Source organism: Luteibacter sp. (genome assembly GCF_009912395.1).
Lineage (GTDB): Bacteria > Pseudomonadota > Gammaproteobacteria > Xanthomonadales > Rhodanobacteraceae > Luteibacter.
On the sequence record NZ_WNDO01000018.1, the window covers coordinates 63,313 to 84,624 of the forward strand.

Here is a 21,312-nt window from a genome sequence, read left to right on the forward strand (position 1 = left end):
GACGGAAGGATTATCGCTGTTTCGGTCGACTCAAACCTGTGCAAGCGTCGCGGAACGGAGTTTTATCCGCGTCGATCCATCGGGTCCGTAGGTGGACCCGCCCGGCGTGTCGCCGGAGATGAGCGCGAGGGCTTGGCGTACGTGGCCCATGCGCTGGCCGACGATGCGGCCGTTGACCTCGTTGATCTGCCGGCATTCGAGCAGGCGATCGATCGTGTGCGACCAGCGCGGATCGTTGAGCGAGTCGACGTTGGCGGCGTCGCTCAGGTGGCGACGCTCGACGTCGAGCTTCTCGATGCGATCCAGCGACTGGCTTTTCGCCCGGCCTGCGGCTTCGAGGGACGATGCATCGGCCTGGTCGAGCGCCATGCGCTCGTCGATCAGGCTGGCGTGCAAGGTGTCCACTTCATGGGCGAGTTCGTCCATGACGGCGCGGAGGGCCGCGTCGAAGTCGGAGGCGGGCGAGTCGGTCATACCTTGCCGCCGAGCTGGCCTTCCATCGCAAGAAACTTGCTGGCGATCGCCTGCGAGTCGGGCTTGTAGGTGCCTTCGGCCAGCTTCGCGCGGATGGCTTCCACCTTGGCGGTGTCGACGCCGTCACCGCGGCTGGCGGCGTCGAGCGCCTTGGCCGAGTCGGTGATCTTCACGCTGTCGTCGCTGGGACGGACACCGGTGGCGCCCTGGGCCTGCGCGGTCGAACCCGCCTGCGCGTTCTGCGAGCGCAGTTGCACCGGGGGCTGTTGCGGCTGGAGACCGGGTTTGATGGTGTTGGTCATGGGTGTTTCCTCGGAACCTGTGTCCTGCGGAGAGCTTATCGGCGATCCGGAGGCAAACTTTAACGGGGGTCAGGCGGTGAAATGTGACGCGGTTGGGATTTTGTTCATGGCAGGACGGTGACAACCCCCGGCCCGCGGACGACGGCATCGAGCACCTTGCCCGACGAGGCGTTGCGGACCCGCAGGCGCGAACCGGCGTCGCCGGCACCCATCGCCACGCCATCGGCGCGGATGGTGACGCCGTCGACGTTGGCCTCCATGCTCACCGCGTCGCCTACCCGCACGGCCTGGCGGCCCGCGAGCATGCCGGGGGTGAGTACGGTGCCGGCGTTGAGCGGGCGGGTCAGCGAGCGGCCGTCCACCTGATCCAGTCCCGCGATGTAGCCGTAGGCGAGGGTGGCGACGTCGCGCTCCTCGCTGTGCACGTCGCTGGCGCCGATCCCGTCGCCTCGCGTAAGCGGACGGCTGGTGACCAGCACGTTGGTGAACATCTTGACCCGCACGGGCACGCGGACGGTCCAGCCACCCGGCACCGGGCAGCGCACGACCACGCTGACCCGCGCGCCGAGCGGGCGGTTGCCCGGCAGCGACGCCTCCAGCGGGGCGGCACAGTCGGCGAGCCGCAGGCGGCTGTCGAGCGAGTCGGCCTCGGCGGTCATGCGGGCGCCGGGCAGGGTACGGTTCTTCTGTAGCCAGGACACCGCCGTCGCGCGCACGGTCTCCTGCGTCGTGGCCGCCGCGCCCTGGGTACAGGCGAAGGCGACGACGCAGACGAGCGCGCTGGACAGGCGGCGACCGATCACGCGGCGCGCTCCCCGAGCGCCGACGACAGGCCCTGGACGATGGCGTCCAGTTCACGGGTAAGCGTCGGCACCATGTGCGAGGCGTCGGCATGACGTCCCTCGCCCAGGGTCAACGCGTACTGCGAGGCCAGGGTCGAGAAGCGCTCGCCGGCGGTGCGGATCGCCTCGCCTGCGCCATCGCCACGGCGGGCGAGGAACTGGTCGATGCAACGGGTGAGCGGTGTGGTGTCGAGCCAGCGACGGTCGATACCGGCCGGGTCGCGGGCCGACAGCTCCAGCGCATAACGCAGGCCCTGGCTGGCTTCGCGGATCATCTGGCTCAGCGTCGCCACGTCGAGTTCGCCCTCGGTCTCCAGGCGCGACAGGCACAGGCGATGGGCCAGCACGGCGGCGCGCGCGGCGGCGTCGGCCTGGCGGCGCGCCTCGTTGGACGTGCGGTTGAGGCCGGACTGCGCGGACTGCACGCCAGCGATGCGCTCGTGCATGTTGCCCATGCCGTCGCGGGCGGACTCGATGCCGTCGCGAGCGGCGCGCACGGCGCCGTCCACGCGGCCCAGCGAGGCCTGCATGCCGGCAATGCCGGACTGGGTCTGTTCCAGGCGACGCAGGCTGTTCTGCACGGCTTCGTCGAGCTGGCCGGAGAATTCGCCCACGGCCTTGGTCACCTCATCGATCTCGGCGGTGGCCTGGGTCGTCTTTTCCGCGAGCTGCTTGACCTCGTCGGCGACCACCGCGAAGCCACGGCCGGCTTCGCCGGCGCGCGCGGCCTCGATGGCGGCGTTGAGCGCGACCAGGTTGGTCTGGTGCGCGATGTCCTGCACGGTCGCCGTGAGCTTGCGGATCGCGGTGAAGTATTCGGAGAACTGGGCGTGGTTGCGGCTCATGCCCGACAGGGCGCTGCGCAGCAGGCGCAGCTGGCCGTCGAGTTCGCCGGCGGTGGACTGCCCCTGCGTACCGGCGTCGGCCATGCCGCCCACGCCGGAGCGTGCCTGGTCGAGTGCCGTCGAAATCCTGGCGCCGGCTTCCGTCAAACGACCGGCGGCGTCACGTGCGCCTTCCACGGCGGAACCGAGGTCTTGCAGCGTCGCGCCGAGGGCCTGGGCGTTGGTCAGCACCATGCCCTGCTGCTCGATGGCCTGGATGGTGGACGCCGGCGCGGTACGCGGCTCGGCGGGCTTGAGCAGGCCGCCCAGCGCGCTGGCGGCCGCCGGATACTGCGCTGCCAGCGCACGCACGCGCGCGGCATCGCCGCTGGCGGCAGCCTGGGCAAGAAGACGGACGTGCTGACTCCAGAGCAAGGACATAGTGGTTCGCTTTTCCATAGGACGCCCACTACATCGGTCGTGGGCCTTCGGACTTGAGTCAAGCAATACCCATGCCATCCCTCGCCCTGTAGGAGTGCGCCTTGCGCGCCACCGGTTTTGGCGATGACGTATCACCGGTCGCGTGCAAGGCGCGCTCCTACAGGTAAAGAACGGCGGACCCCGGCCGATACGGACCTGACCACATCGAAAGTCATCTTCACTCCATGGCCCGACCGCTTCTCGACACCGTCGAAACCTTCACCCGCCTCGCGGGCCACAACCGTGTGGCCATGCTGCTGTTCCGGCTGGGCGACAGGCAGGCGTTCGGGATCAACGTGTTCAAGGTGCGCGAGGTGCTACGCCGGCCGCGCCTGGAGCGGATGCCGAGCATGCACGAGCTGGTCTCGGGCAGCTTCGACTATCGCGGTAACACCATCCCGGTCATCGACCTGGCGGCAGCGATGGGCTACCCGCCGTTGGCCAGCGTGGACAGCGCGCACCTGATCGTCACCGAGTTCAACCGCTCGGTGCAGGGCTTCCTGGTGTCCGATGTGGACCGCATCGTTCATGTCGATGGTTCGCAGATGGCCGCGCCGCCGCCGGCCCTGGGCTATGGCTCCCGGGTGAATGCCGTGACCCGCCTCGACGGTGACCTCGTCGCCATCGTGGACGTGGAGCAAGTACTGGCGAGCGTCGACCCCCGCACCGTCGAGATCTCCGAGCGCGTGCAGAAGGCGGCCCATATCCAGCTGGCGGGAAACCGTCGCCTGCTGGTGGTGGACGACTCCCTCGTGGCCCGCAAGCAGCTGGTGGACCTGTTCCGCAAGCTCGACCTGGAATGCGTCGTGGCGAAGGACGGCAGCGAGGGCCTCGATTGCCTGCGCAGCCTGGCGATGGGGCCGGAAGAAGAACGCGTGGCGCTGGTGGTCTCCGACATCGAGATGCCCTCGATGGACGGCTACGCGCTCACCCGGGCGATCCGCGAAGACCCCCAACTGCGTCACCTGAAGGTGTTGCTGCACAGTTCCTTGAGTGGCGTCTTCAACGAGGCGATGGTGGCCCGCGTGGGGGCTGATCGCTTCATCGCCAAGTTCCAGCCCGACATTCTCGCCACGGCGGTGCTCGACCTCCTGCCGGCCTGACGACGGCCGGCCGACGCCCGTCGGGCGTCGGAATTCCGGCGCCACCCCTTGTCGATCCCCTGAAAACGGCGCCACGGCGCCGTTTGTCGTTCATGGCACGCCTCTTGCCTAAGCCTTCTGGCCAAGCCTAAAGAGAGGGCCCGAGCCCATGATCGACAACAAGGATCCGCTATTCGGCGTTCACGCCCAGGCCCTGGGCCTGTGGCAGCGTCGTGCCGAGGTCATTTCGTCGAACCTCGCCAACGCCGACACCCCGGGCTTTCTCGCCCGCGATCTCGACTTCCGCAAGGTGCTCACCGCCGCCACGGGTGCGGAGGAGGGCGATCGGATGTCGATGACCTCCACGTCCGACGGCCACCTAGGCGGCAATCCGGCGGTCGCCATGGCCGACGGCAACAAGCTCGCCTATCGCGTCGAGACCCAGCCGACCATGGACGGCAACACCGTGGACACCCAAATGGAGCAGGCGCAGTTCGCGAGCAACGCCATCCATTACCAGGCCTCGCTCAGCTTCATTACGGGGCAGATCCACGCCATGCGTCTCGCCATCACAGGATCCAGCTCATGAGCCTGCTCAAGATCTTCGACGTCGCCGGTTCCGGCATGGCCGCGCAGTCGGCGCGACTCAATACCACCGCCAGCAACATGGCCAACGCCGACAGCGTGGCCAGCAGCGAGGCGACGGCCTATCGCGCGAAGCAGCCGATGTTCTCGGCGGTGCAGCAGCAGGTGAACGGCCAGATGGAGAACGCCGGCGTACGCACGCTGGGCGTCACCGAAAGCCAGGCGCCCGTGCAGTCGCGCTACGAGCCCTCCAATCCGCTGGCCGACACCAATGGGTATGTCTATTCAAGCAACGTCAATCCGGTCGACGAGCTGGTCAACATGATCTCCGCGTCGCGTTCCTACCAGAACAACGTCGAAGTCATGAACAGCGCCAAGCAGCTCATGCAGAAAACGCTGGACCTGGGCAAATAAGAGGTAACCAGTCATGGTCGATGCGGTAGGCAACAACAGTTACGGCTCTAGTCAGTCGTCCTCCAACCAGCTTCAGCAGCAGACGCTGTCGCAGTCGGATTTCCTGAAGCTGATGGTCACGCAGATGACCAACCAGGATCCGACCAAGCCCATGGACTCCACCCAGATGGTGGCGCAGATGGCGCAGTTCTCGCAGGTCGCGGCTACGCAGGAGTTGCAGCAGTCGTTCGACGGCCTGTCGAAGAACCTCACGGGCGACCAGTTCGTGCGTGCCGCGTCGCTGGTGGGGCGCGAGGCGCTCGTCGCGTCGAAGGCCGGCAAGCTGACCAACAAGGAGATGGACGGCGCGGTGAACGTGCCCAACTCCGGCACCTACGTCAACGTGCAGATCAAGGACAGCTCCGGCAACGTCGTGCGCACGATTTCCCTGGGCCAGCCCGACGCCGGCCTCGCCAAGTTTTCCTGGGACGGCAAGTCCGACGACGGCACGCAGTTGCCGGACGGTGTCTACCAGATGTCCGCGACTTCCGGCGGCGACGCGATCGATACCTTCGCTCGCGGAAAGGTGGAAGGCGTGGGTGCCTCCGGCACCGACGGAACCTACGTGCAGGTGGCCGGCTACGGTGGCGCCCTGCTCAGCCAGATCGCGCAAATCCTGTAAGTCCAGCGAGGACACTTCACCATGCCTTTCGATATCGCCCTCAGCGGCATCAACGCGGCGTCTTCCGATCTGGAAGTCACCGCGAACAACATCGCCAACGTCAACACCGTGGGCTTCAAGGGCTCGCGCGCCGAGTTCTCGCAGGTCTACTCGGTGGCCGGCGAGAACCTCTCGGCCACCGCCGCCGGCAGCGGCGTGCGCGTGACCAATATCGCCCAGCAGTTCGGCGACGGCACCCTCACCCAGACCGGTAACTCGTACGACTTCGGCATCAGCGGCGCCGGATTCTTCACGTTGCGCGACGGCGCCGGCTACTCGTACAGCCGCGCGGGCAACTTCCATCCGGACGACAACGGCAACGTCGTCAACGCCACGGGCCAGCATGTGCAGGTGTATCCGCCGATCGCCGGCGGCACGGGCTTCGACATTTCCAGCCTCAGCGACCTGAAGATCACCACGGGTTCCGCACCGGCCAAGCCCAGCGTCAACATCGGCCTGACCGCGAACCTGTCGTCCAGCGCCACCGCCCCGACGGGCGGCGCGTTCGATCCGACCAACGCGAACACCTACAACAGTTTCTCCACGTTCCAGGCCTATGACTCGCTCGGTGCCACGCACCAGGTCAACGTGTACTACGTAAAGAACGCGACCACGCCGAACACGTGGGACGTGCACATGACCATGGACGGCACCGCTGTCGGTGGTACGCAGCAGATGGCCTTCAGCTCGGGCGGCGCGATCACGACACCGGCCGGCGGCAAGCTCAACTTCGGCGCAGCCTCGCCGAACCCGGGTGCGGCGCCGATCAACCTGACGCTGGACATGAACAAGGTGACCCAGTTCGGCGACGCGTCCGCGACCACAGCGGTCACCAACGACGGCAACCCGTCGGGCAAGTTCTCGAAGATCGACGTCGCGAAGGACGGCACGGTCAACGCGATCTACTCCAACGGCGCGACCATTCCGCTGGGCCAGCTGGCCATCGCCACGTTCTCCAACAACCAGGGCCTGCGCCAGCTCAACGACACCAACTGGGTGCCGTCGTCCGAGTCCGGCCAGCCGATCCGTGGCGTGGCCAACTCCGGCGATGTCGGCGTGGTGCAGTCCGGACAGCTGGAATCGTCCAACACCGCCGACCTGACGGCGCAGCTGGTGAACATGATCAAGGCGCAGCGCAACTACCAGGCGAACGCGCAGGTCATCTCCACCGACGACAAGCTCACGCAGACCATCATCAACATCCGCAACTGAGCCACCGGCCCGGTCGCGGAGTGATCCGCGCCCGGGCCCGACCCGTCCAGAAGGGACCACGCCATGGATCGTTCCGTCTACGTCGCGATGACCGGTGCCACGCAGATCATGCGGGCACAGGCCGAAGTGGCGCACAACCTCGCCAACGCCAACACCACGGGCTTCAAGGCCGAACTCTCGGCCTTCCAGAGCGTGCCGGTGCAGGGCGACGGCTTGCAGACGCGCATCAACGGCGTGGCCCAGGGCACCGGCTGGGACACCTCGGCCGGCACCCAGAGCGCCACCGGCAACGATCTCGATGTCTCGGTGCAGGGCAACGGCTGGATCGCGGTGCAGGGAACCGACGGCAACGAAGGCTACACGCGCGCCGGCAACCTGCGCATCGACGCCGACGGTTTGTTGACGGACGCCCGTGGCAATCCCGTCATGGGCGGCGGCGGCCCGATCACGATCCCGCAGGCGTCCAGCGTGAAGATCGGTTCGGACGGCACGATCTCGGTCGTGCCGCTCGGCGACAGCCCGGCCGCGGTTGCCACCACGGACCGGATCAAGCTCGTAAACCCCGGCAACGACCAGCTCAGCTACGGCAGCGACGGCCTGATGCACATGAAAGACGGCAGCACGGCCCAGGCCGATGCGGACGTGCGCGTGGTGTCCGGCACCGTGGAAGCCAGCAATGTGAACCCTTCCGAGGTGCTCGTGAAGATGATCTCGCTGTCCCGCGAGTTCGAAATGCAGGTCCGTTCCATCAAGACCGCCGACGACAACGCCCAGTCGGCATCGAAATTGCTTCAGGTGGGGTAACCACCGTCGCGCGACGCAAAACCGTCGCCGACACGTAAAGCGCGGATGCGCAGGAGTCAACCATGCTCTCGTCCCTCTGGATCGCCAAAACCGGCCTCGATGCGCAGCAGACGCGCATGGACGTCGTTTCCAACAACCTGGCCAACACCAACACCACGGGCTTCAAGCGCACCCGCGCCGAGTTCGAGGACCTGGCCTACCAGAATCGCGGCCAGGCCGGCGCGCAGACGACGGAGCAGACGCAGTCGCCGACCGGTTTCATGATCGGCACCGGCGTGCGCGTGGTCGGCACGCAGAAGATGTTCGAGCAGGGCGGTTCGCAGCAGACGGACAATCCGTTCGACGTGCGCATCGACGGTCGCGGCTTCCTGCAGGTGACGATGCCCGACGGCACGGTCGCCTATACGCGCGACGGCTCGCTCAAGCGCGACCAGAACGGCCAGATGGTCACCAACGACGGCTACCCGATCGAACCGGCGATCACGCTGCCGCCGAACGCCACGAGCATGAGCATCGGCAAGGACGGCACGGTCAGTGTCGTCGTGCTCGGTTCCGCCACGCCGCAGACGCTGGGTCAGATCCAGCTCGCCGATTTCGTCAATCCCGCCGGCCTGGAGCCGCGCGGCGACAACCTCTACCTGGAAACCGCCGCCAGCGGCGCGCCGCAGACCGGCACCGCAGGCCTCAACGGCCTCGGCAACCTCCAGCAGAACTCCCTTGAAACCTCGAACGTGAACGTGGTCGAGGAAATGGTGAACATGATCGAGACCCAGCGCGCCTACGAGATGAATTCGAAGGCGATCTCCGCGTCCGACCAGATGCTCCAGTTCATCACCCAGAAGACCTGATGAGCACCGTCATGACCCGTTTCCCCGCCCGTATCGTCATCGCCGCGCTGCCCTTCGCGCTTCTCGCGGGCTGCGCCATCGTGCCGCCCACGCCGAAGCCGATGTACACGGCGACCTTGCCGACCGATCCGACCGTGCCGGCGCAGCCGACCGGTTCGATCTACGCCGACCAGCAGTCGATGGAACTGTTCGCCGATCCGCGCGCGCATCGCGTGGGCGACATTCTGACGATCACCCTCGTCGAGTCGACCCAGGCCAGCAAGAAGGCCGCGACCAGCACCAGCAAGAAGAACGGCAACACGCTCACGTCGCCAACGCTGCTCGGCCAGGGCCTGCGCATCGGTGGCAAGACCGCCGACAGCTCGCTGGCGAGCAACAATGCGTTCGCGGGTGACGGCACGTCGAGCCAGAGCAACCAGTTGTCCGGCCAGGTCACCGTGACAGTCGCGCAGCGCCTGTCCAACGGCGCGCTGATCGTGCGCGGCGAGAAGTGGCTCACCATCAACCAGGGCGAGGAACTGGTGCGCATCTCCGGCATCGTCCGTCCGCAGGATATTTCCGCCGACAACATCGTGCCGTCCAGCCGCGTGGCCGATGCGCGCATCGAATACGTCGGCAAGGGCACGCTGGCCGATTCGAACACCCGTGGCTGGCTATCGCGCTTCTTCGACTCGAAGTGGATGCCGTACTGATGAACGCCGTCGCTTCCCGTCTGCGCGCCATCGTCCGTACCGCCGTCGCGGTACTGGCGCTCGGTGCCATCTTGCCGGCGCACGCCGATCGTATCCGCGACCTCGTGCAGGTCGGTGGTGTGCGCAGCAACCAGCTGGTCGGCTACGGCCTGGTCGTGGGCCTTGATGGAAGCGGCGACCAGACCAGCCAGGCGCCCTTTACCACGCAGAGCCTGGAGAACATGCTCCAGCAGTTCGGTGTCAACGTGCCGGCGAACGTGCGTCCGCAGCTGAAGAACGCCGCGGCCGTCACCATCACCGCCGAGTTGCCGCCGTTCGCCAAGCCCGGCCAGCGCATCGACGTCACCGTGGCCTCAATCGGTAACGCCAAGAGCATTCGCGGCGGCGAGCTGCTGATGTCGCCGTTGAAGGGCGCCGACGGTCAGATCTACGCGATCGCACAGGGCAGTGTCGTCGTCGGTGGCGTCAGCGCGCAGGGCCGCAGCGGTTCCAGCGTACAGGTGAATATTTCCGCGAGCGGCCGTATTCCCGGCGGCGGCTCGATCGAGCGTAGCGTTGCCACGTCCTTCGACAAGGGCGGCGACATCATGCTCAACCTCAACACCGCCGACTTCACCACGGCGGCGCGCATCGCCGAAGCCGTCAACCGCAACTTCGGTTCCGGCACCGCCAACGCGGTGGATTCCGCCTCGGTCGCCGTGCGCGCGCCGATGGACCCGTCGCAGCGCGTCTCCTGGTTGTCCACGATCCAGGCCCTGGAGGTCACCCCGGGCGATGCGCCGGCGCGTGTGATCGTCAATTCCCGCACCGGCACCGTCGTGATCGGTTCCGACGTGAAGGTCGGCGCGGCCGCCGTGGCCCACGGCTCCATCCAGGTCACCATCAGCGAGCAGCCGCAGGTCAGCCAACCCGGCGCGTTCAGCCGTGGCCAGACCGCCGTTGTGCCGAGCAGCCAGGTCGCGGTGAGCGAGGATGGCGGCCACATGTTCAAGTTCGGTCCGGGTACCAGCCTGGATGCCATCGTGCGCGCCGTGAACCAGGTGGGCGCCTCGCCGAGCGACCTGATCTCGATCCTGCAGGCGCTGAAGGAATCCGGCGCCCTGCGCGCCGAACTGGTGGTGATCTGACATGGCCGCCGCCTTCGATCCGCAGAGCGTCTACACGAACCTGTCCGCCCTGGGCGGACTGCGTACGGCCGCCCAGCAGGACTCGAAGGCCGCCCTGCCTGCCGTCGCCAAGCAGTTCGAATCGATCTTCACCCAGATGATGCTGAAGTCCATGCGCGACGCCAGCTCGGCGATGGGCGAAGACATCATGGGCTCGCAGGCCGGCGACGCCTATCGCGACATGTTCGATCACCAGTTGTCGGTGACCCTGTCGCAGGGCAAGGGCATCGGCATCGCCGACATGCTGGTTCGTCAGCTGGGCGGCGTGGTCTCGGGGAAAGGCGCCAACGATCCGTTCGCCGATGTATCCGGCAGCGCGAGCACGAGCACCGCGATCTCCTCGCCGTCGGATCGCGACAGCGGCCTCATGGATTCGCTCGAAGCCATGCTCGGCAGCGCGGGCAAGGCCGTCGGCGATGGTGCCAACGCCGTGGCGAATGCCGTCGGCAAGCTCAACATCGACGGGCCCGAAGACTTCGTGCGCAAGCTCGCCCCGCATGCGATCGAGGCCGCGCGAAAGCTTGGCGTCTCCGTGCGCGCGTTGCTGGCACAGGCCGCGCTGGAGACCGGCTGGGGCAAGCACATGCCGGTGCAGGGCGCCACGGCCAGCAACAACATGTTCGGCATCAAGGCCGGCAGCAGCTGGGACGGCAAACGCGTCAACGTGCCGACGCTGGAATACGAAAACGGCGTGGCCGTGCGTAAGAAGGACAGCTTCCGCGCCTACGACTCGCCGTCGCAATCGTTCAAGGATTACGCCGACATGGTCTCCACCAGCCCGCGCTACGCGGCGGCGGTGGGACGGGGCGATGACATCAAGGGCTTCGCCCATGCGCTCACCCAGGGCGGTTACGCCACGGACCCGAGCTATGCGCAGAAGCTGGTGGATATCGCCAACGGTCCGGTGATGAAGCAGGCGCTTGCCGCGCTCAGCCACATCACCGACCAGCTGTAACGCTTACGGGCCAACGAAACGCAACGGGATCCAGAAGGAAAAGACGATGGCCGACTTACTGTCCACCGGCGTGTCCGGACTGCTTGCCTCGCAAGTGGGTCTGTCGACCGTCGGCCACAACATCAGCAACGCCAACACCGCGGGCTACACGCGCCAGACCACCTCGTTCAACGCGCGGGCGCCCCAGCTCTACGGCGGCATGTACATCGGCCAGGGTGCCGATGCGACCTCCGTGCAGCGCGCCTACAGCCAGTTCCTTACCCAGCAGGTGTGGGGCGCCACGTCGGGCCAAAGCCGGGCGGCGCAGTACGCGAGCCTCACCGCGTCAGTGAACAATGCCGTCAGCGGTTCGGCCAATCTGCAAAGCGCGCTGGACAACTTCTTCGGCGCGGTCAGCGACGTCGCCAACGCGCCGACCGATACGGCCAGTCGCCAGGCGCTGATCGGCAAGGCCAATTCGTTGGTCTCGACGTTCCGGTCGCTGTCGTCGCAGTTCCAACAGATCGACAAGCAGACCAACCAGCAGATCACCAGCGCGGTCAACGACGTCAACGGGCTGGCCAAGAGCATCGCGGACCTCAACGGCCAAATCCAGAAAGCCTATGCGGGCGGCGGAGCGCCGAACGACCTGCTCGACGCGCGCGATCAGGCGATCACGAAGTTGTCGGCGATCGTCGGGGTCAACGTCACCGAGAACAGCGACCACATGGTCACGGTGGCGATCGGCAACGGCCAGCCGCTGGTGAGCGGAACCAGCGCGAGCCAGATTTCCACGGCAACGAACGAGTACGACTCCTCGCGCCTTGAAGTGGTGGGGCCTGGTGGCGGCGTCATCAGCTCGCAGCTGGGCTCAGGCTCGCTGGGCGCGGCCTTCGATTTCCGCACCAACGTGCTCGACCCGGCGCGCAACCAGCTGGGTCGTGCCGCGATCGCGATGCAGGACGCCTTCAATAAACAGCATGCCCAGGGCATCGACCTCAACGGCGATCCGGGCGGCGCGTTCTTCTCGATCAGCGACCCGGCCGTGTTCAACAGCACGAACAACAAGGGCAACGCGCAGGTGTCGGCCGTGGTCTCCGATGTCAGCAAGCTCGGTGGCTCGGACTACATCATGCGTTACGACGGGACCAAGTGGTCCGTCACGACCACCGCGGGCGTCACGGTCCCCTCGACCGGCTCGGGTAGCGCGACCGATCCGATCGTGATCGACGGCCTGAAGATCACCGTGCCCAGCGGCACGCCGCAGGCGGGCGACAGCTTTCAGATCCAGCCGACGCGTAATGCCGCCTCGACGATTGGCGTGGCGATCAGCGACACGAACAAGATCGCCGCATCGGGGCCGCTGACCGCGACCAAGGCCTCCGGCAACACGGGTACGGGCAAGCTCGGCAACCTGACGGTCACCGACCAGACCAACCCCAACTTCAAGACCCCGGTCACCATCGTCTTCACCTCGCCGACGACCTACACCGTCAACGGCGGCGCGCCGCAGAATTACACCGACCCGACCACGGTCACCGGTAATGGCTGGACCCTAAAGCTCACCGGGGCCCCTGCCGCTAACGATACGTTCAACGTGAAACCGGCCACGTCCGGTAGCGGCGACAACGGAAACGCGCTCGCCCTGGCCAACGTGGCTACCAAGGGCGTGCTCGATAACGGCGCCACCACCATCGGCAAGTCCTACAGCCAGCTGATCGCCCAGGTGGGTACGGCCGGCGCGCAGGCGAACACCGCGCAGGATGCGCAGCAGAGCATCTACGACAGCGCCATGTCCGCCCAGCAGAGCCTGTCGGGCGTGAACCTGGACGAAGAGGCGTCGAACCTGCTGCGTTACCAGCAGGCGTACGCCGCGTCGGCCCAGGTGATCAACGCGGCGAACACGATCTTCAGTTCCCTTCTTTCCGCGGTGCGAGGCTGATCATGCGCATATCGACTTCATGGGGGCAGCAGCAGGCGGTCAACGCCATGCTCGACCGCCAGTACCAACTCTCGCAGACCCAGATCGCGCTCGCCAACGGAAAGGCCATCCAGACGCCATCGGACAACCCGTCGGCAGCCGCGCGCGCCGTGGACGTCACCTCGGCGTCCGCGCAGAACGACCAGTACACGCGCAATATCCAGTCGGCGAGCAACCGCCTGGGCACGGAAGAGCAGGCGTTGAACTCGGCCAACGACATCATGGACCGTATCCGCACGCTGACCCTGCAAGGCATGAACGGTACGCAGACCGACGAGTCGCGCAAGTCGATCGCCGCGGAGCTTCGGCAGAACCTGCAGGCGCTCGTGGGCCTGGCCAATACGCGGGACGGGCAGGGCGAGTACATCTTCGGCGGCACGCGAACCGGCTCGCAGCCGTTCACGATCAGCGACCTGTCCGTGACCTACTCGGGAGACCAGGGCCAGCGCATGGTCGCGGCCGGCCCGGGCATGCAGGTGGCGACGGGTGACGACGGCGATACGGTATTCATGTCGATCAAGGGCGGCAACGGCACCTTCGTGACCACCGCCGGCGCGTCCAATACCGGTAGCGCGGTGGTCGGCAGCACCTCGGTCACCGACGCCTCGGCGTGGGACGGCAAGAACTACGCGATCAACTTCACTTCGCCGACCACGTACGAGATACGCGACGTGGCCAACCCGACGGCCCCGCCGATTTCCACGGGTACCTACTCGGGAGACAGCGGCTCGATCCAGTTCAAGGGTGCGCAGATCAACATCACCGGTACGCCTGCGACGGGCGATACCTTCTCGGTGAGCCCGTCGTCGTCGCAGGATATGTTCTCCACCGTTGCGGGCATCATCAGCGCCCTCGAAGCACCGGGTGGCGGACCGGCGATGAACAACAAGCTCAACGCCCAGCTCCTGAGCCTCGACCAGGTGAAGAGCAACTCCATGAACACGATCACCCAGATCGGTGCGCGGATGAACGTGCTGGACCAGCAGACCTCCATCGGCAGCGATGCCAGCCTGCAATACCAGACCACGATCTCCAACCTGACCGAACTGGACTACGCCAGCGCGGCCAGCAAGTTCAGTCAGCAGCAGGTGGCACTGGATGCGGCGCAGCAGGCCTATGTGAAATTGCAGAACCTGAATCTGTTCAATTATCTCAAGTAATCCCCGCATTACCTGCGAGTGATAAAAAAGGCGGCCTTTGGGCCGCCTTTTTTCATTGCGCAAATAATCTGCCGGATTGGCTTGTGGGCGACTGTGAAAAATGCCCTAAACCCTGAACGCAATGTGCCGATACACCCCCTGACAGCGGCTGGGCGGGGCATTCCTGCTGGAGCCCGGTCAATCGAAGTGGATTCACTTCGCTGCAAAAAAGTCCTCAAGTTTCCTCCCGGCCGGCCGTAAACCTCTTTGAGGCGGAAGGCTCCACCAACGGAACCCCGCCGGACTACGCCGCATCTTTCCGGCATTTCGGTTCCGCTTAAACAGGATCACATTCCATGTCTCTGACCATCAACACCAACATCATGTCGTTGACCGCTCAGCGCAACCTCGGCGCGTCGCAGACCAAGCTTGCGTCCGCGATCGAGCGTCTGTCGTCGGGCAACCGCATCAACAGCGCGAAGGACGACGCCGCCGGCCTTGCCATCGCCACCCGCTTCACCACCCAGATCAACGGCCTGAACCAGGCGGTCCGCAACGCCAACGACGGTATCTCGCTGTCGCAGACCACCGAATCGGCGCTGGACGAAGTCACCAACAACTTGCAGCGCATCCGCGAACTGGCCGTCCAGTCGACCAACGCGTCGAACTCGGACACCGACCGCGCCGCGCTCGACGCCGAAGTGCAGCAGCGTCTGTCGGAAGTGACGCGTATCGCCACGCAGACCAACTTCAACGGCATGAAGGTGCTCGACGGTTCGGCCCAGAACCTGAGCTTCCAGGTCGGTGCCAACACGGGTGAGACGATCGGCGTCAACCTGAACACCGGCATGAAGGCCAACCAGATCGGCCAGCTGGCCAGCGGCAGCGTGACCGGCCCGGCCTCGTTCGGCGCCACCCTCGGTGCCACCGACCTGAGCATCCAGGTCGGTACCGGTACCGCCGTGAACGTGGCTGCCGGCAGCTACACCAGCGTGGGCGACCTCGCGACGGCGATCAACAAGGCGGCCGGCTCGAACATCGCCACCGTCAACGCCACCACTGGCGAACTGGCATTCAGCAACAGCGGCGCGGCCGCGATCACGATCACCTCCGCTGGCGGTGCCACGGCCCTTGGCCTGCCGGCCACGGTGGCTGCCGCTACGGGTGGCGTGCCGGGTACGGCCGCTTCGACCGGTGCCGTCGCAGGCACCAGCACCACGCTGGCTGCTGGCGACCTGTCCTTCACGGTCGGTAGCAACACGTTCAACATCACCGGTTCGTTCAAGTCGATGCAGGACGTGGCCGACGCGATCAACTCGCAGTCGAGCAAGGGCATCAATGCCTACGTGAAGCAGGACGGTTCGCTGGCCTTCGCCTCGTCGCAGGCCATCTCGGTCAACGCCAAGACCGGCACGGCCGCCACGAAGCTCGGCTTCACCGCCGGCGCCACCAACTTCGCCGTGTCGACGGCCACCACCCTGGCCAACTCGGACGTGAAGACGGTCGACGACGCCAACGCCACGATCAACCGCATCGACGCGGCCCTGCAGTCGGTCTCGGGTCTTCGTTCGCAGCTGGGTGCGGTGCAGAACCGCTTCACCTCGACGATCTCGAACCTGCAGAACATCTCGCAGAACCTGACCTCCTCGAAGTCCGCCATCACGGACGCCGACATGGCCCAGGAAACGGCGAACATGTCCCAGGCGCAGATCCTGCAGCAGGCCGGCGTGTCGGTGCTCGCCACCGCCAACCAGAGCCAGCAGATCATCACCAAGCTCCTCGGTTAATCGATAGCGGCAAAGCCGCCCCGGGGGATTCCCCGGGAGTTGGCAGGGTAATTGCTTAGTTGTGGGCGGCGGTCTCCCGGAAGGGAGCCGCCGTCGACAAATTGGCGCCCCGGGCAGTGAGGCGTCTTCAACGGAGAAGCCTCATGGCCACCAGCGGTAGCAACGGCATCAACCTGGGTTCGAGCTCAATCGACGTACCCACCATCGTCAGCAGCCTCGTCGCCAACAAGAAGGCCGCGCCGCAGAAGGCGCTCGATGCCAAGACGGCCGACAACACCACCAAGATCTCGGCGGTCGGCAACTTCAATTCGGCCCTGATCGCCCTGCAGAACGCGCTCAAGGGTTTCACCGACGGCAGCGCCTTCAACTCGCAGAAAGTCACGATCGGCGACAACACGATCCTGAACGCCAGTGCGGACACGACGGCCAAGCCTGGCAACTACAACATCAACGTCACCCAGCTGGCTGCCGCCCAGAAGACGACATCGCAGGCCTATACGGGCGCGAACTCGGCGATCGGCACCGGCAACCTCACGATCGCGGTCGGCAACAAGTCGATGTCGTTCAGCCTCGACGGCACGAACAACACGCTGCAGAACGTTGCCGACAAGATCAACAACTCCAAGGACAACCCGGGCGTCACCGCCGCCATCATCACGGGTACCGATGGCGCCCATCTCGTGCTCTCGTCCAGCGCCACGGGCGCAGCGAATGCCTTCACGGTCACCTCCAGCGGTGGCGACGGCAACCTGGCGGCCTTGAACTTCAATCCTGCGACGGACGCGGCCAAGGCGACCGTCCAGGCGCAGGACGCGAAGTTCACCATCGACGGCACCGCTGCCACCAGCGCGTCGAACACCGCTACCAACGCCATCAGCGGCGTGACCCTGACCTTCGCGAAGCTGGGTTCGAGCTCGGTCAACCTGGCCAACGATCCGTCGACGGTGACCTCGTCGATGAACAGCCTCGTGAGTGCCTATAACTCCTTCATCGGCACCTACCAGACGCTGACGAAGTACGACCCGACCAACCAGCAGGTGGGTGCCCTGATTGGCGATGCCACCGTGTCGTCCATCAAGTCGCAGGTGTCCAACCTGCTCGGGCAGCGCGTCGCGGGTAACGGCTCGATCGGCTCGCTGAGCGACCTGGGCGTGTCTTTCCAGGTGGACGGCACGCTGAAGCTCGACTCAAGCAAGCTCACCAGCGCGCTGACCAATAACCCCACCGGCGTGCAGAACCTGCTGAGCGGCGCCAACGGGATCGGTCCGTCGCTGGACAAGATGATCACCAGCTGGACGGGCTCCAACGGCATCGTCACCCAGCGCATCGCCAACCTGAACCAGACCAAGAAGGACCTGGCGGACCAGCAGACCACGCTGGACAGCCAGATGCAGGATTACTCGGACCGGCTGACCAAGCAGTACACCGCCCTGGACACCATGATGACCAAGCTGCAGAGCACCAGCAGCTACCTGCAGCAGCAGTTCAACGCGCTTACCAAGTCCAACTGAGCGCATCGAGGAAGCGATCACCATGTCTTACGGCAATTCTCGCGGCGCTGGCGCCTACCAGCAGGTCCATATCCAGGGCGGCGTCGAAAACGCCGATCCACACGGCCTGGTCAAGATGCTCATGGACGGCGCGCTGGAACGCATCCGTTTCGCGGGCGGTTGCATGGCCAGCGGCAACGTCGCCGGCAAGGGCGAGGCGATCTCCAAGGCCATCGACATCGTGGGTGCCTTGCAGTCCGGCCTCAACCCCGAGGTGGACACGCCGCTGGTCGCCCAGTTGGACAGCCTCTACGACTACATGAGCCGTCGCCTGCTGCATGCCAACCTGCATGACGACCAGGATGCCCTGGATGAAGTGAGCCGCCTGCTCAGCCAGATCCGCGAGAGCTGGATGGCGATTCCGGCGGAAGCGCGCCAGGTACCCGGGGCCGGCGCATGAACGCCTCCGCCTGCGACCTGCCGCGGGTGCTCGAGCTGACCGAGTCGATGCACGAAGCCGCCAGCGAATCGCGCTGGGACGATCTGGCCACGCTGGAATCGGAGCGGGAGGCCGTGTTGCACGCGGCACCCATCGCCGAGTCCACGGATTCGGTCGAGTCGCTGCGCTCGATCATGCTGCTCGACACCCTCATCACCGACCTCGTGTCCGCCGCGCGCGACGAGGCGGCCGCCGCGTGGGACGCCCATCGCCGGTCGCGCCGCGCCGTTGCCGCGTATAGTGCGATCTGACGCGAACACCTGGGCGGGAGGGGCGGATGGGCGACGAAGGCTGGAAGGCATTTTCCGATCGTGTCGCGTGGGACGCCCGGTTCCACGCCGTCTGTGAGCCGGCCGCTCGCCTCGACGCGGCCGAGCTGGCCCTCGTCAACGACCGCAATGCCAGCGTGCTGGTGGCGGTGTCCGCCCTGATGGAACGTCGCAGCGAGACGGGCGAGGAAGACAGCCCGCTCAGCCAGGAAGTGGCCCGGCTCGACGCCAAGCTCAACGTCCTCATGGAAATCGTGAACCGGCTGCTGTTGCCGCAATCGGGCCTTCCCGCGCGACTCCCGCTGCGTTTCAACGCGTTCGGCGCCGTGTTGCCCTGGGACGGCCTGCCGCCGGTCGGCCAGGCCGTCATGCTGCGCCTGCATTTCGACGCCTGCCGCGCCCTGCCGTTGGAACTGCCGGGCGTGCGCCTGCCGGGTCCGTCGGACGGGCGGGGCTTCGTGGGTTTCGAAGGCTTGTCCGAAGCCGTTCGCGACGGTATCGAGCGTCTGGTCTTCCGCCAGCACCGCCGCCAGGTAGCCGAGGCCAGGGCGCAAGCCCGCCCCCTGGACAACCAGGACCCCTTGTAGGAGCGCGCTTGCGCGCGATCCCGGCACCCATCGTGCGAACCTGCGTTCCCCTTGTGACCTTTTACGTCACGTGTCGGCAATTTGTCGCGTGGCGTCCTGCGTCACATTCGTGACGCGTGTCGTCAGCATTGACGCGGCCCGCGCGGTGACTGGTTTTCACACTCTGCCGAATAGGTTTTTGCGATCGCATGTAAGTGTGAAGCGTGACGTGATTTTACGTCGTCGTGCGGCGGAATTCCGACGTTGGCACGCTCCTTGATTGGTACTTGGCATCTGAGGTCGCAGGGCGGTTCCCGCCCGGTCGACGACCTCGCACCAACGTCCCAAGGGGTAACAAGATGAAGTCCTCCAACTTTCTCGTTGTCGAGTCCGATCGCGCCCGCACCGATGGCATCATGTCGGTGCTGGCTTTCCTCGGATACCGTCCGGTGCTGGCCAGCCGCCTGCAAGCGGCGGACACGGCGGAGAGTTGGCGTGGCGTCTTCGTCGGCACCGTGGACGATGAGGCCGAACTCGAAGGCCATGTCGCGGCGCTGGGTCGCAATGGCCGCGACCTGCCGATGCTGGTCGCCGCGGACTCCCCGCTTGCCACCGCGCTGATCTCCGACGACTCGCGCAGCCAGAGCGTGGAGCTGGTCGACGTACCCCTGCGCTATGAGCGTCTGTCCGAAGCGCTGCGCGCGCTCCAGTCGCGCATCCAACCGCCGGCTGCCAGCCTGCGCATGGTCGGACATTCCGGTCCGATGCAGCGCGTGAACGGCCTGATCCGCCAGGTCGCCCCGTTCGATTCCAGCGTGCTGGTGCTCGGCGAGTCCGGCAGCGGCAAGGAGCTGGTCGCCCGTACGATCCACGAATGTTCGCCGCGTCGCGACAAGCCCTTCGTGGCGATCAACTGCGGCGCGATTCCGGCCGAGCTGCTCGAGAGCGAACTGTTCGGTCACGAGAAGGGTGCCTTCACCGGCGCCATCAGCACCCGCAAGGGTCGCTTCGAGATGGCTGAGGGCGGCACGCTGTTCCTCGACGAAATCGGTGACATGAGCCTGCCCATGCAGGTGAAGCTGCTGCGCGTGCTCCAGGAGCGCGTGTTCGAACGCGTGGGCGGCAACCGTCCGCAGCGTTGCGACGTGCGCATCATCGCAGCCACCCATCGCGACCTCGAAGGTGCGATCGAGAGCGGCAGCTTCCGTGAAGACCTCTACTACCGCCTGTCGGTGTTCCCGCTGGAAATGCCGCCGCTGCGCCAGCGCCTGGAAGACATGCCGGCCCTGATCAGCGAGTTCAACCAGCGCCTCGTGCAGCGCGGCCTGTCCTCGGTGCGTTTCTCGCCGGGCGCGATGACCGCGCTGTGCAAGCACGGCTGGCCGGGCAACGTCCGTGAGCTGTCGAACCTGGTCGAGCGCATGGCCATCCTCCTGCCGCACGGCGAAGTGCGTGCCGCCGACCTGCCGGAGAAGTACCGCGGTGGCCTGCCGATCGAGGAAGTTTCCGGTGCGGCCCTCATCGCCATGATGGAAGCCGAGCCGGAAGTCACCGAGACCTTCTCGTTCGCGAACGAGGGCGATCCGTCGGTGTTGCCGCAGGGCGGCCTCGACCTGAAGGATCATCTGGCCGGTATCGAGATTGGCCTGATCCGCCAGGCACTGAATTCCGCCAATGGCGTGGTGGCCCATGCCGCCAAGCTGCTGCGCGTGCAGCGCACGACGCTCGTGGAAAAGCTGCGCAAGTACGGCCTGTCGGAAACGGCCCAGGCGGGCTGACGCGATCGCTCGTGTCGGTGCCTGGTTGGCACACCTCGTGCATCGAGTGACGCAAAGCCGATAGGGCGTTGGAAAACCGTCATGACCACGATCGATGTCAACAACCTCCTCCTGCAGATGCGCCGCATCAGCACCCAGACCGAAATGCCCGCAATACGGGGCGTTGGCGAGTCAGAGGCCGCCGCCAAGGGAAGTTTCGGCGACCTGCTGAGGCAATCCATTGACGGTGTGGCGAAGTCGCAGGAGAAGGCGGGTCAACTTTCCAACGCGTTCGAGCGGGGCGATCCGAACGTCGATCTCGCCCAGGTGATGATCCAGGGACAGCGTGCCGACCTCGGTTTTCGCGCGATGACCGAAGTACGCAACAAGTTCGTCGATGCGTACAAAGAAATCATGAACATGTCGATCTGATCGACATGCGCCCCACGACAGGATTGAGCTCGA

The 21,312-nt window shown here is 65.9% G+C and carries 23 protein-coding genes; 19 read left to right on the forward strand and 4 right to left on the reverse strand.

Translation table 11 applies throughout. The features are described 5' to 3' along the window. Positions 1 to 30: 30 nt before the first annotated feature. The 4 genes from GAK28_RS16260 to GAK28_RS16275 all read right to left on the reverse strand — a co-directional run bounded on the left by GAK28_RS16260 (position 31) and on the right by GAK28_RS16275 (position 2,883). On the reverse strand, positions 31 to 474 hold the full coding sequence (locus tag GAK28_RS16260; protein WP_291781433.1) for a flagellar protein FlgN: 444 nt from the start codon (positions 472 to 474) through the stop codon (positions 31 to 33). Continuing rightward, on the reverse strand, positions 471 to 776 hold the full coding sequence (gene flgM, locus GAK28_RS16265) for a flagellar biosynthesis anti-sigma factor FlgM (RefSeq protein WP_291781436.1): 306 nt from the start codon (positions 774 to 776) through the stop codon (positions 471 to 473). The genes GAK28_RS16260 and flgM overlap by 4 nt, the downstream gene beginning before the upstream one ends. A 104-nt stretch (positions 777 to 880) precedes the next feature. Beyond that, the gene (gene flgA, locus GAK28_RS16270; RefSeq protein ID WP_291781439.1) at positions 881 to 1,579 is read right to left on the reverse strand and encodes a flagellar basal body P-ring formation chaperone FlgA; all 699 of its coding nucleotides are present in this window, start codon (positions 1,577 to 1,579) and stop codon (positions 881 to 883) included. After that, positions 1,576 to 2,883 carry a methyl-accepting chemotaxis protein gene (locus tag GAK28_RS16275; protein WP_291781443.1) on the reverse strand — a complete coding sequence of 436 codons (1,308 nt, stop codon included), beginning with the start codon at positions 2,881 to 2,883 and terminating at the stop codon, positions 1,576 to 1,578. Before GAK28_RS16275 ends, flgA begins: the two co-directional genes overlap by 4 nt. 224 nt (positions 2,884 to 3,107) lie before the next feature. On the opposite strand from GAK28_RS16275, the gene GAK28_RS16280 reads away from it, so the two are divergent. The 19 genes from GAK28_RS16280 (at position 3,108) to fliE (ending at position 21,279) form a co-directional block, all read left to right on the forward strand. Continuing rightward, positions 3,108 to 4,025 carry a chemotaxis protein gene (locus tag GAK28_RS16280; RefSeq protein WP_291781446.1) on the forward strand — a complete coding sequence of 306 codons (918 nt, stop codon included), beginning with the start codon at positions 3,108 to 3,110 and terminating at the stop codon, positions 4,023 to 4,025. A gap of 148 nt (positions 4,026 to 4,173) precedes the next feature. Further along, a complete protein-coding gene (gene flgB, locus GAK28_RS16285; protein WP_291781449.1) occupies positions 4,174 to 4,593 on the forward strand; it encodes a flagellar basal body rod protein FlgB in 420 nt (139 codons plus the stop codon). Next, positions 4,590 to 5,003, forward strand: coding sequence for a flagellar basal body rod protein FlgC (gene flgC / locus GAK28_RS16290; RefSeq protein WP_291781451.1), 414 nt, complete (start codon positions 4,590 to 4,592; stop codon positions 5,001 to 5,003). The genes flgB and flgC overlap by 4 nt, the downstream gene beginning before the upstream one ends. A gap of 13 nt (positions 5,004 to 5,016) precedes the next feature. Further along, complete coding sequence (locus tag GAK28_RS16295; protein ID WP_291781454.1) at positions 5,017 to 5,664, forward strand: flagellar hook capping FlgD N-terminal domain-containing protein; 648 nt, start codon at positions 5,017 to 5,019, stop codon at positions 5,662 to 5,664. Between the two features lie 21 nt (positions 5,665 to 5,685). Then, positions 5,686 to 6,915 carry a flagellar hook protein FlgE gene (gene flgE / locus GAK28_RS16300; RefSeq protein ID WP_291781457.1) on the forward strand — a complete coding sequence of 410 codons (1,230 nt, stop codon included), beginning with the start codon at positions 5,686 to 5,688 and terminating at the stop codon, positions 6,913 to 6,915. Between the two features lie 63 nt (positions 6,916 to 6,978). Then, the gene (gene flgF, locus GAK28_RS16305; RefSeq protein ID WP_291781459.1) at positions 6,979 to 7,719 is read left to right on the forward strand and encodes a flagellar basal-body rod protein FlgF; all 741 of its coding nucleotides are present in this window, start codon (positions 6,979 to 6,981) and stop codon (positions 7,717 to 7,719) included. Between the two features lie 62 nt (positions 7,720 to 7,781). Then, positions 7,782 to 8,567, forward strand: coding sequence for a flagellar basal-body rod protein FlgG (flgG, locus tag GAK28_RS16310; RefSeq protein ID WP_291781462.1), 786 nt, complete (start codon positions 7,782 to 7,784; stop codon positions 8,565 to 8,567). Positions 8,568 to 8,578: 11 nt separating this feature from the next. Further along, complete coding sequence (gene flgH / locus GAK28_RS16315) at positions 8,579 to 9,259, forward strand: flagellar basal body L-ring protein FlgH (protein WP_291781577.1); 681 nt, start codon at positions 8,579 to 8,581, stop codon at positions 9,257 to 9,259. Next, positions 9,259 to 10,386, forward strand: a complete 1,128-nt coding sequence (locus tag GAK28_RS16320) for a flagellar basal body P-ring protein FlgI (protein ID WP_291781464.1) — start codon at positions 9,259 to 9,261, stop codon at positions 10,384 to 10,386. Before flgH ends, GAK28_RS16320 begins: the two co-directional genes overlap by 1 nt. Before the next feature lies 1 nt (position 10,387). Then, entirely contained in the window at positions 10,388 to 11,380 is a 993-nt protein-coding gene (gene flgJ, locus GAK28_RS16325; RefSeq protein ID WP_291781467.1) for a flagellar assembly peptidoglycan hydrolase FlgJ, read from the forward strand. Between the two features lie 46 nt (positions 11,381 to 11,426). Further along, the gene (flgK, locus tag GAK28_RS16330) at positions 11,427 to 13,301 is read left to right on the forward strand and encodes a flagellar hook-associated protein FlgK (RefSeq protein ID WP_291781470.1); all 1,875 of its coding nucleotides are present in this window, start codon (positions 11,427 to 11,429) and stop codon (positions 13,299 to 13,301) included. Positions 13,302 to 13,303: 2 nt separating this feature from the next. After that, entirely contained in the window at positions 13,304 to 14,500 is a 1,197-nt protein-coding gene (flgL, locus tag GAK28_RS16335; protein WP_291781473.1) for a flagellar hook-associated protein FlgL, read from the forward strand. Between the two features lie 335 nt (positions 14,501 to 14,835). Further along, a complete protein-coding gene (locus GAK28_RS16340) occupies positions 14,836 to 16,266 on the forward strand; it encodes a flagellin (protein ID WP_291781476.1) in 1,431 nt (476 codons plus the stop codon). A 143-nt stretch (positions 16,267 to 16,409) separates the two neighbouring features. Further along, positions 16,410 to 17,777, forward strand: a complete 1,368-nt coding sequence (fliD, locus tag GAK28_RS16345) for a flagellar filament capping protein FliD (protein ID WP_291781479.1) — start codon at positions 16,410 to 16,412, stop codon at positions 17,775 to 17,777. 22 nt (positions 17,778 to 17,799) lie between these two features. After that, the gene (fliS, locus tag GAK28_RS16350) at positions 17,800 to 18,216 is read left to right on the forward strand and encodes a flagellar export chaperone FliS (protein WP_291781483.1); all 417 of its coding nucleotides are present in this window, start codon (positions 17,800 to 17,802) and stop codon (positions 18,214 to 18,216) included. Continuing rightward, complete coding sequence (locus tag GAK28_RS16355; RefSeq protein WP_291781485.1) at positions 18,213 to 18,506, forward strand: flagellar protein FliT; 294 nt, start codon at positions 18,213 to 18,215, stop codon at positions 18,504 to 18,506. Before fliS ends, GAK28_RS16355 begins: the two co-directional genes overlap by 4 nt. Positions 18,507 to 18,532: 26 nt before the next feature. Then, a complete protein-coding gene (locus tag GAK28_RS16360) occupies positions 18,533 to 19,111 on the forward strand; it encodes a PilZ domain-containing protein (RefSeq protein WP_291781488.1) in 579 nt (192 codons plus the stop codon). A gap of 338 nt (positions 19,112 to 19,449) precedes the next feature. Further along, positions 19,450 to 20,868, forward strand: a complete 1,419-nt coding sequence (locus tag GAK28_RS16365; protein ID WP_291781490.1) for a sigma-54 dependent transcriptional regulator — start codon at positions 19,450 to 19,452, stop codon at positions 20,866 to 20,868. An 81-nt stretch (positions 20,869 to 20,949) separates the two neighbouring features. After that, entirely contained in the window at positions 20,950 to 21,279 is a 330-nt protein-coding gene (gene fliE / locus GAK28_RS16370) for a flagellar hook-basal body complex protein FliE (RefSeq protein WP_291781492.1), read from the forward strand. Positions 21,280 to 21,312: the final 33 nt, after the last annotated feature.

Bases quoted from the DNA above. Each gene is read 5' to 3' on its own strand.
- flgE (WP_291781457.1), top strand. From the start codon at position 5,686: ATGCCTTTCGATATCGCCCTCAGCGGCATCAACGCGGCGTCTTCCGAT.
- GAK28_RS16260 (WP_291781433.1), bottom strand. From the start codon at position 474: ATGACCGACTCGCCCGCCTCCGACTTCGACGCGGCCCTCCGCGCCGTC.
- flgL (WP_291781473.1), top strand. From the start codon at position 13,304: ATGCGCATATCGACTTCATGGGGGCAGCAGCAGGCGGTCAACGCCATG.
- GAK28_RS16340 (WP_291781476.1), top strand. From the start codon at position 14,836: ATGTCTCTGACCATCAACACCAACATCATGTCGTTGACCGCTCAGCGC.
- GAK28_RS16275 (WP_291781443.1), bottom strand. From the start codon at position 2,883: ATGTCCTTGCTCTGGAGTCAGCACGTCCGTCTTCTTGCCCAGGCTGCC.
- flgM (WP_291781436.1), bottom strand. From the start codon at position 776: ATGACCAACACCATCAAACCCGGTCTCCAGCCGCAACAGCCCCCGGTG.
- flgH (WP_291781577.1), top strand. From the start codon at position 8,579: ATGACCCGTTTCCCCGCCCGTATCGTCATCGCCGCGCTGCCCTTCGCG.
- flgB (WP_291781449.1), top strand. From the start codon at position 4,174: ATGATCGACAACAAGGATCCGCTATTCGGCGTTCACGCCCAGGCCCTG.
- fliD (WP_291781479.1), top strand. From the start codon at position 16,410: ATGGCCACCAGCGGTAGCAACGGCATCAACCTGGGTTCGAGCTCAATC.
- flgK (WP_291781470.1), top strand. From the start codon at position 11,427: ATGGCCGACTTACTGTCCACCGGCGTGTCCGGACTGCTTGCCTCGCAA.
- GAK28_RS16320 (WP_291781464.1), top strand. From the start codon at position 9,259: ATGAACGCCGTCGCTTCCCGTCTGCGCGCCATCGTCCGTACCGCCGTC.
- GAK28_RS16280 (WP_291781446.1), top strand. From the start codon at position 3,108: ATGGCCCGACCGCTTCTCGACACCGTCGAAACCTTCACCCGCCTCGCG.
- flgG (WP_291781462.1), top strand. From the start codon at position 7,782: ATGCTCTCGTCCCTCTGGATCGCCAAAACCGGCCTCGATGCGCAGCAG.
- flgC (WP_291781451.1), top strand. From the start codon at position 4,590: ATGAGCCTGCTCAAGATCTTCGACGTCGCCGGTTCCGGCATGGCCGCG.
- flgJ (WP_291781467.1), top strand. From the start codon at position 10,388: ATGGCCGCCGCCTTCGATCCGCAGAGCGTCTACACGAACCTGTCCGCC.
- fliE (WP_291781492.1), top strand. From the start codon at position 20,950: ATGACCACGATCGATGTCAACAACCTCCTCCTGCAGATGCGCCGCATC.
- GAK28_RS16355 (WP_291781485.1), top strand. From the start codon at position 18,213: ATGAACGCCTCCGCCTGCGACCTGCCGCGGGTGCTCGAGCTGACCGAG.
- GAK28_RS16365 (WP_291781490.1), top strand. From the start codon at position 19,450: ATGAAGTCCTCCAACTTTCTCGTTGTCGAGTCCGATCGCGCCCGCACC.
- GAK28_RS16295 (WP_291781454.1), top strand. From the start codon at position 5,017: ATGGTCGATGCGGTAGGCAACAACAGTTACGGCTCTAGTCAGTCGTCC.
- GAK28_RS16360 (WP_291781488.1), top strand. From the start codon at position 18,533: ATGGGCGACGAAGGCTGGAAGGCATTTTCCGATCGTGTCGCGTGGGAC.
- flgF (WP_291781459.1), top strand. From the start codon at position 6,979: ATGGATCGTTCCGTCTACGTCGCGATGACCGGTGCCACGCAGATCATG.
- fliS (WP_291781483.1), top strand. From the start codon at position 17,800: ATGTCTTACGGCAATTCTCGCGGCGCTGGCGCCTACCAGCAGGTCCAT.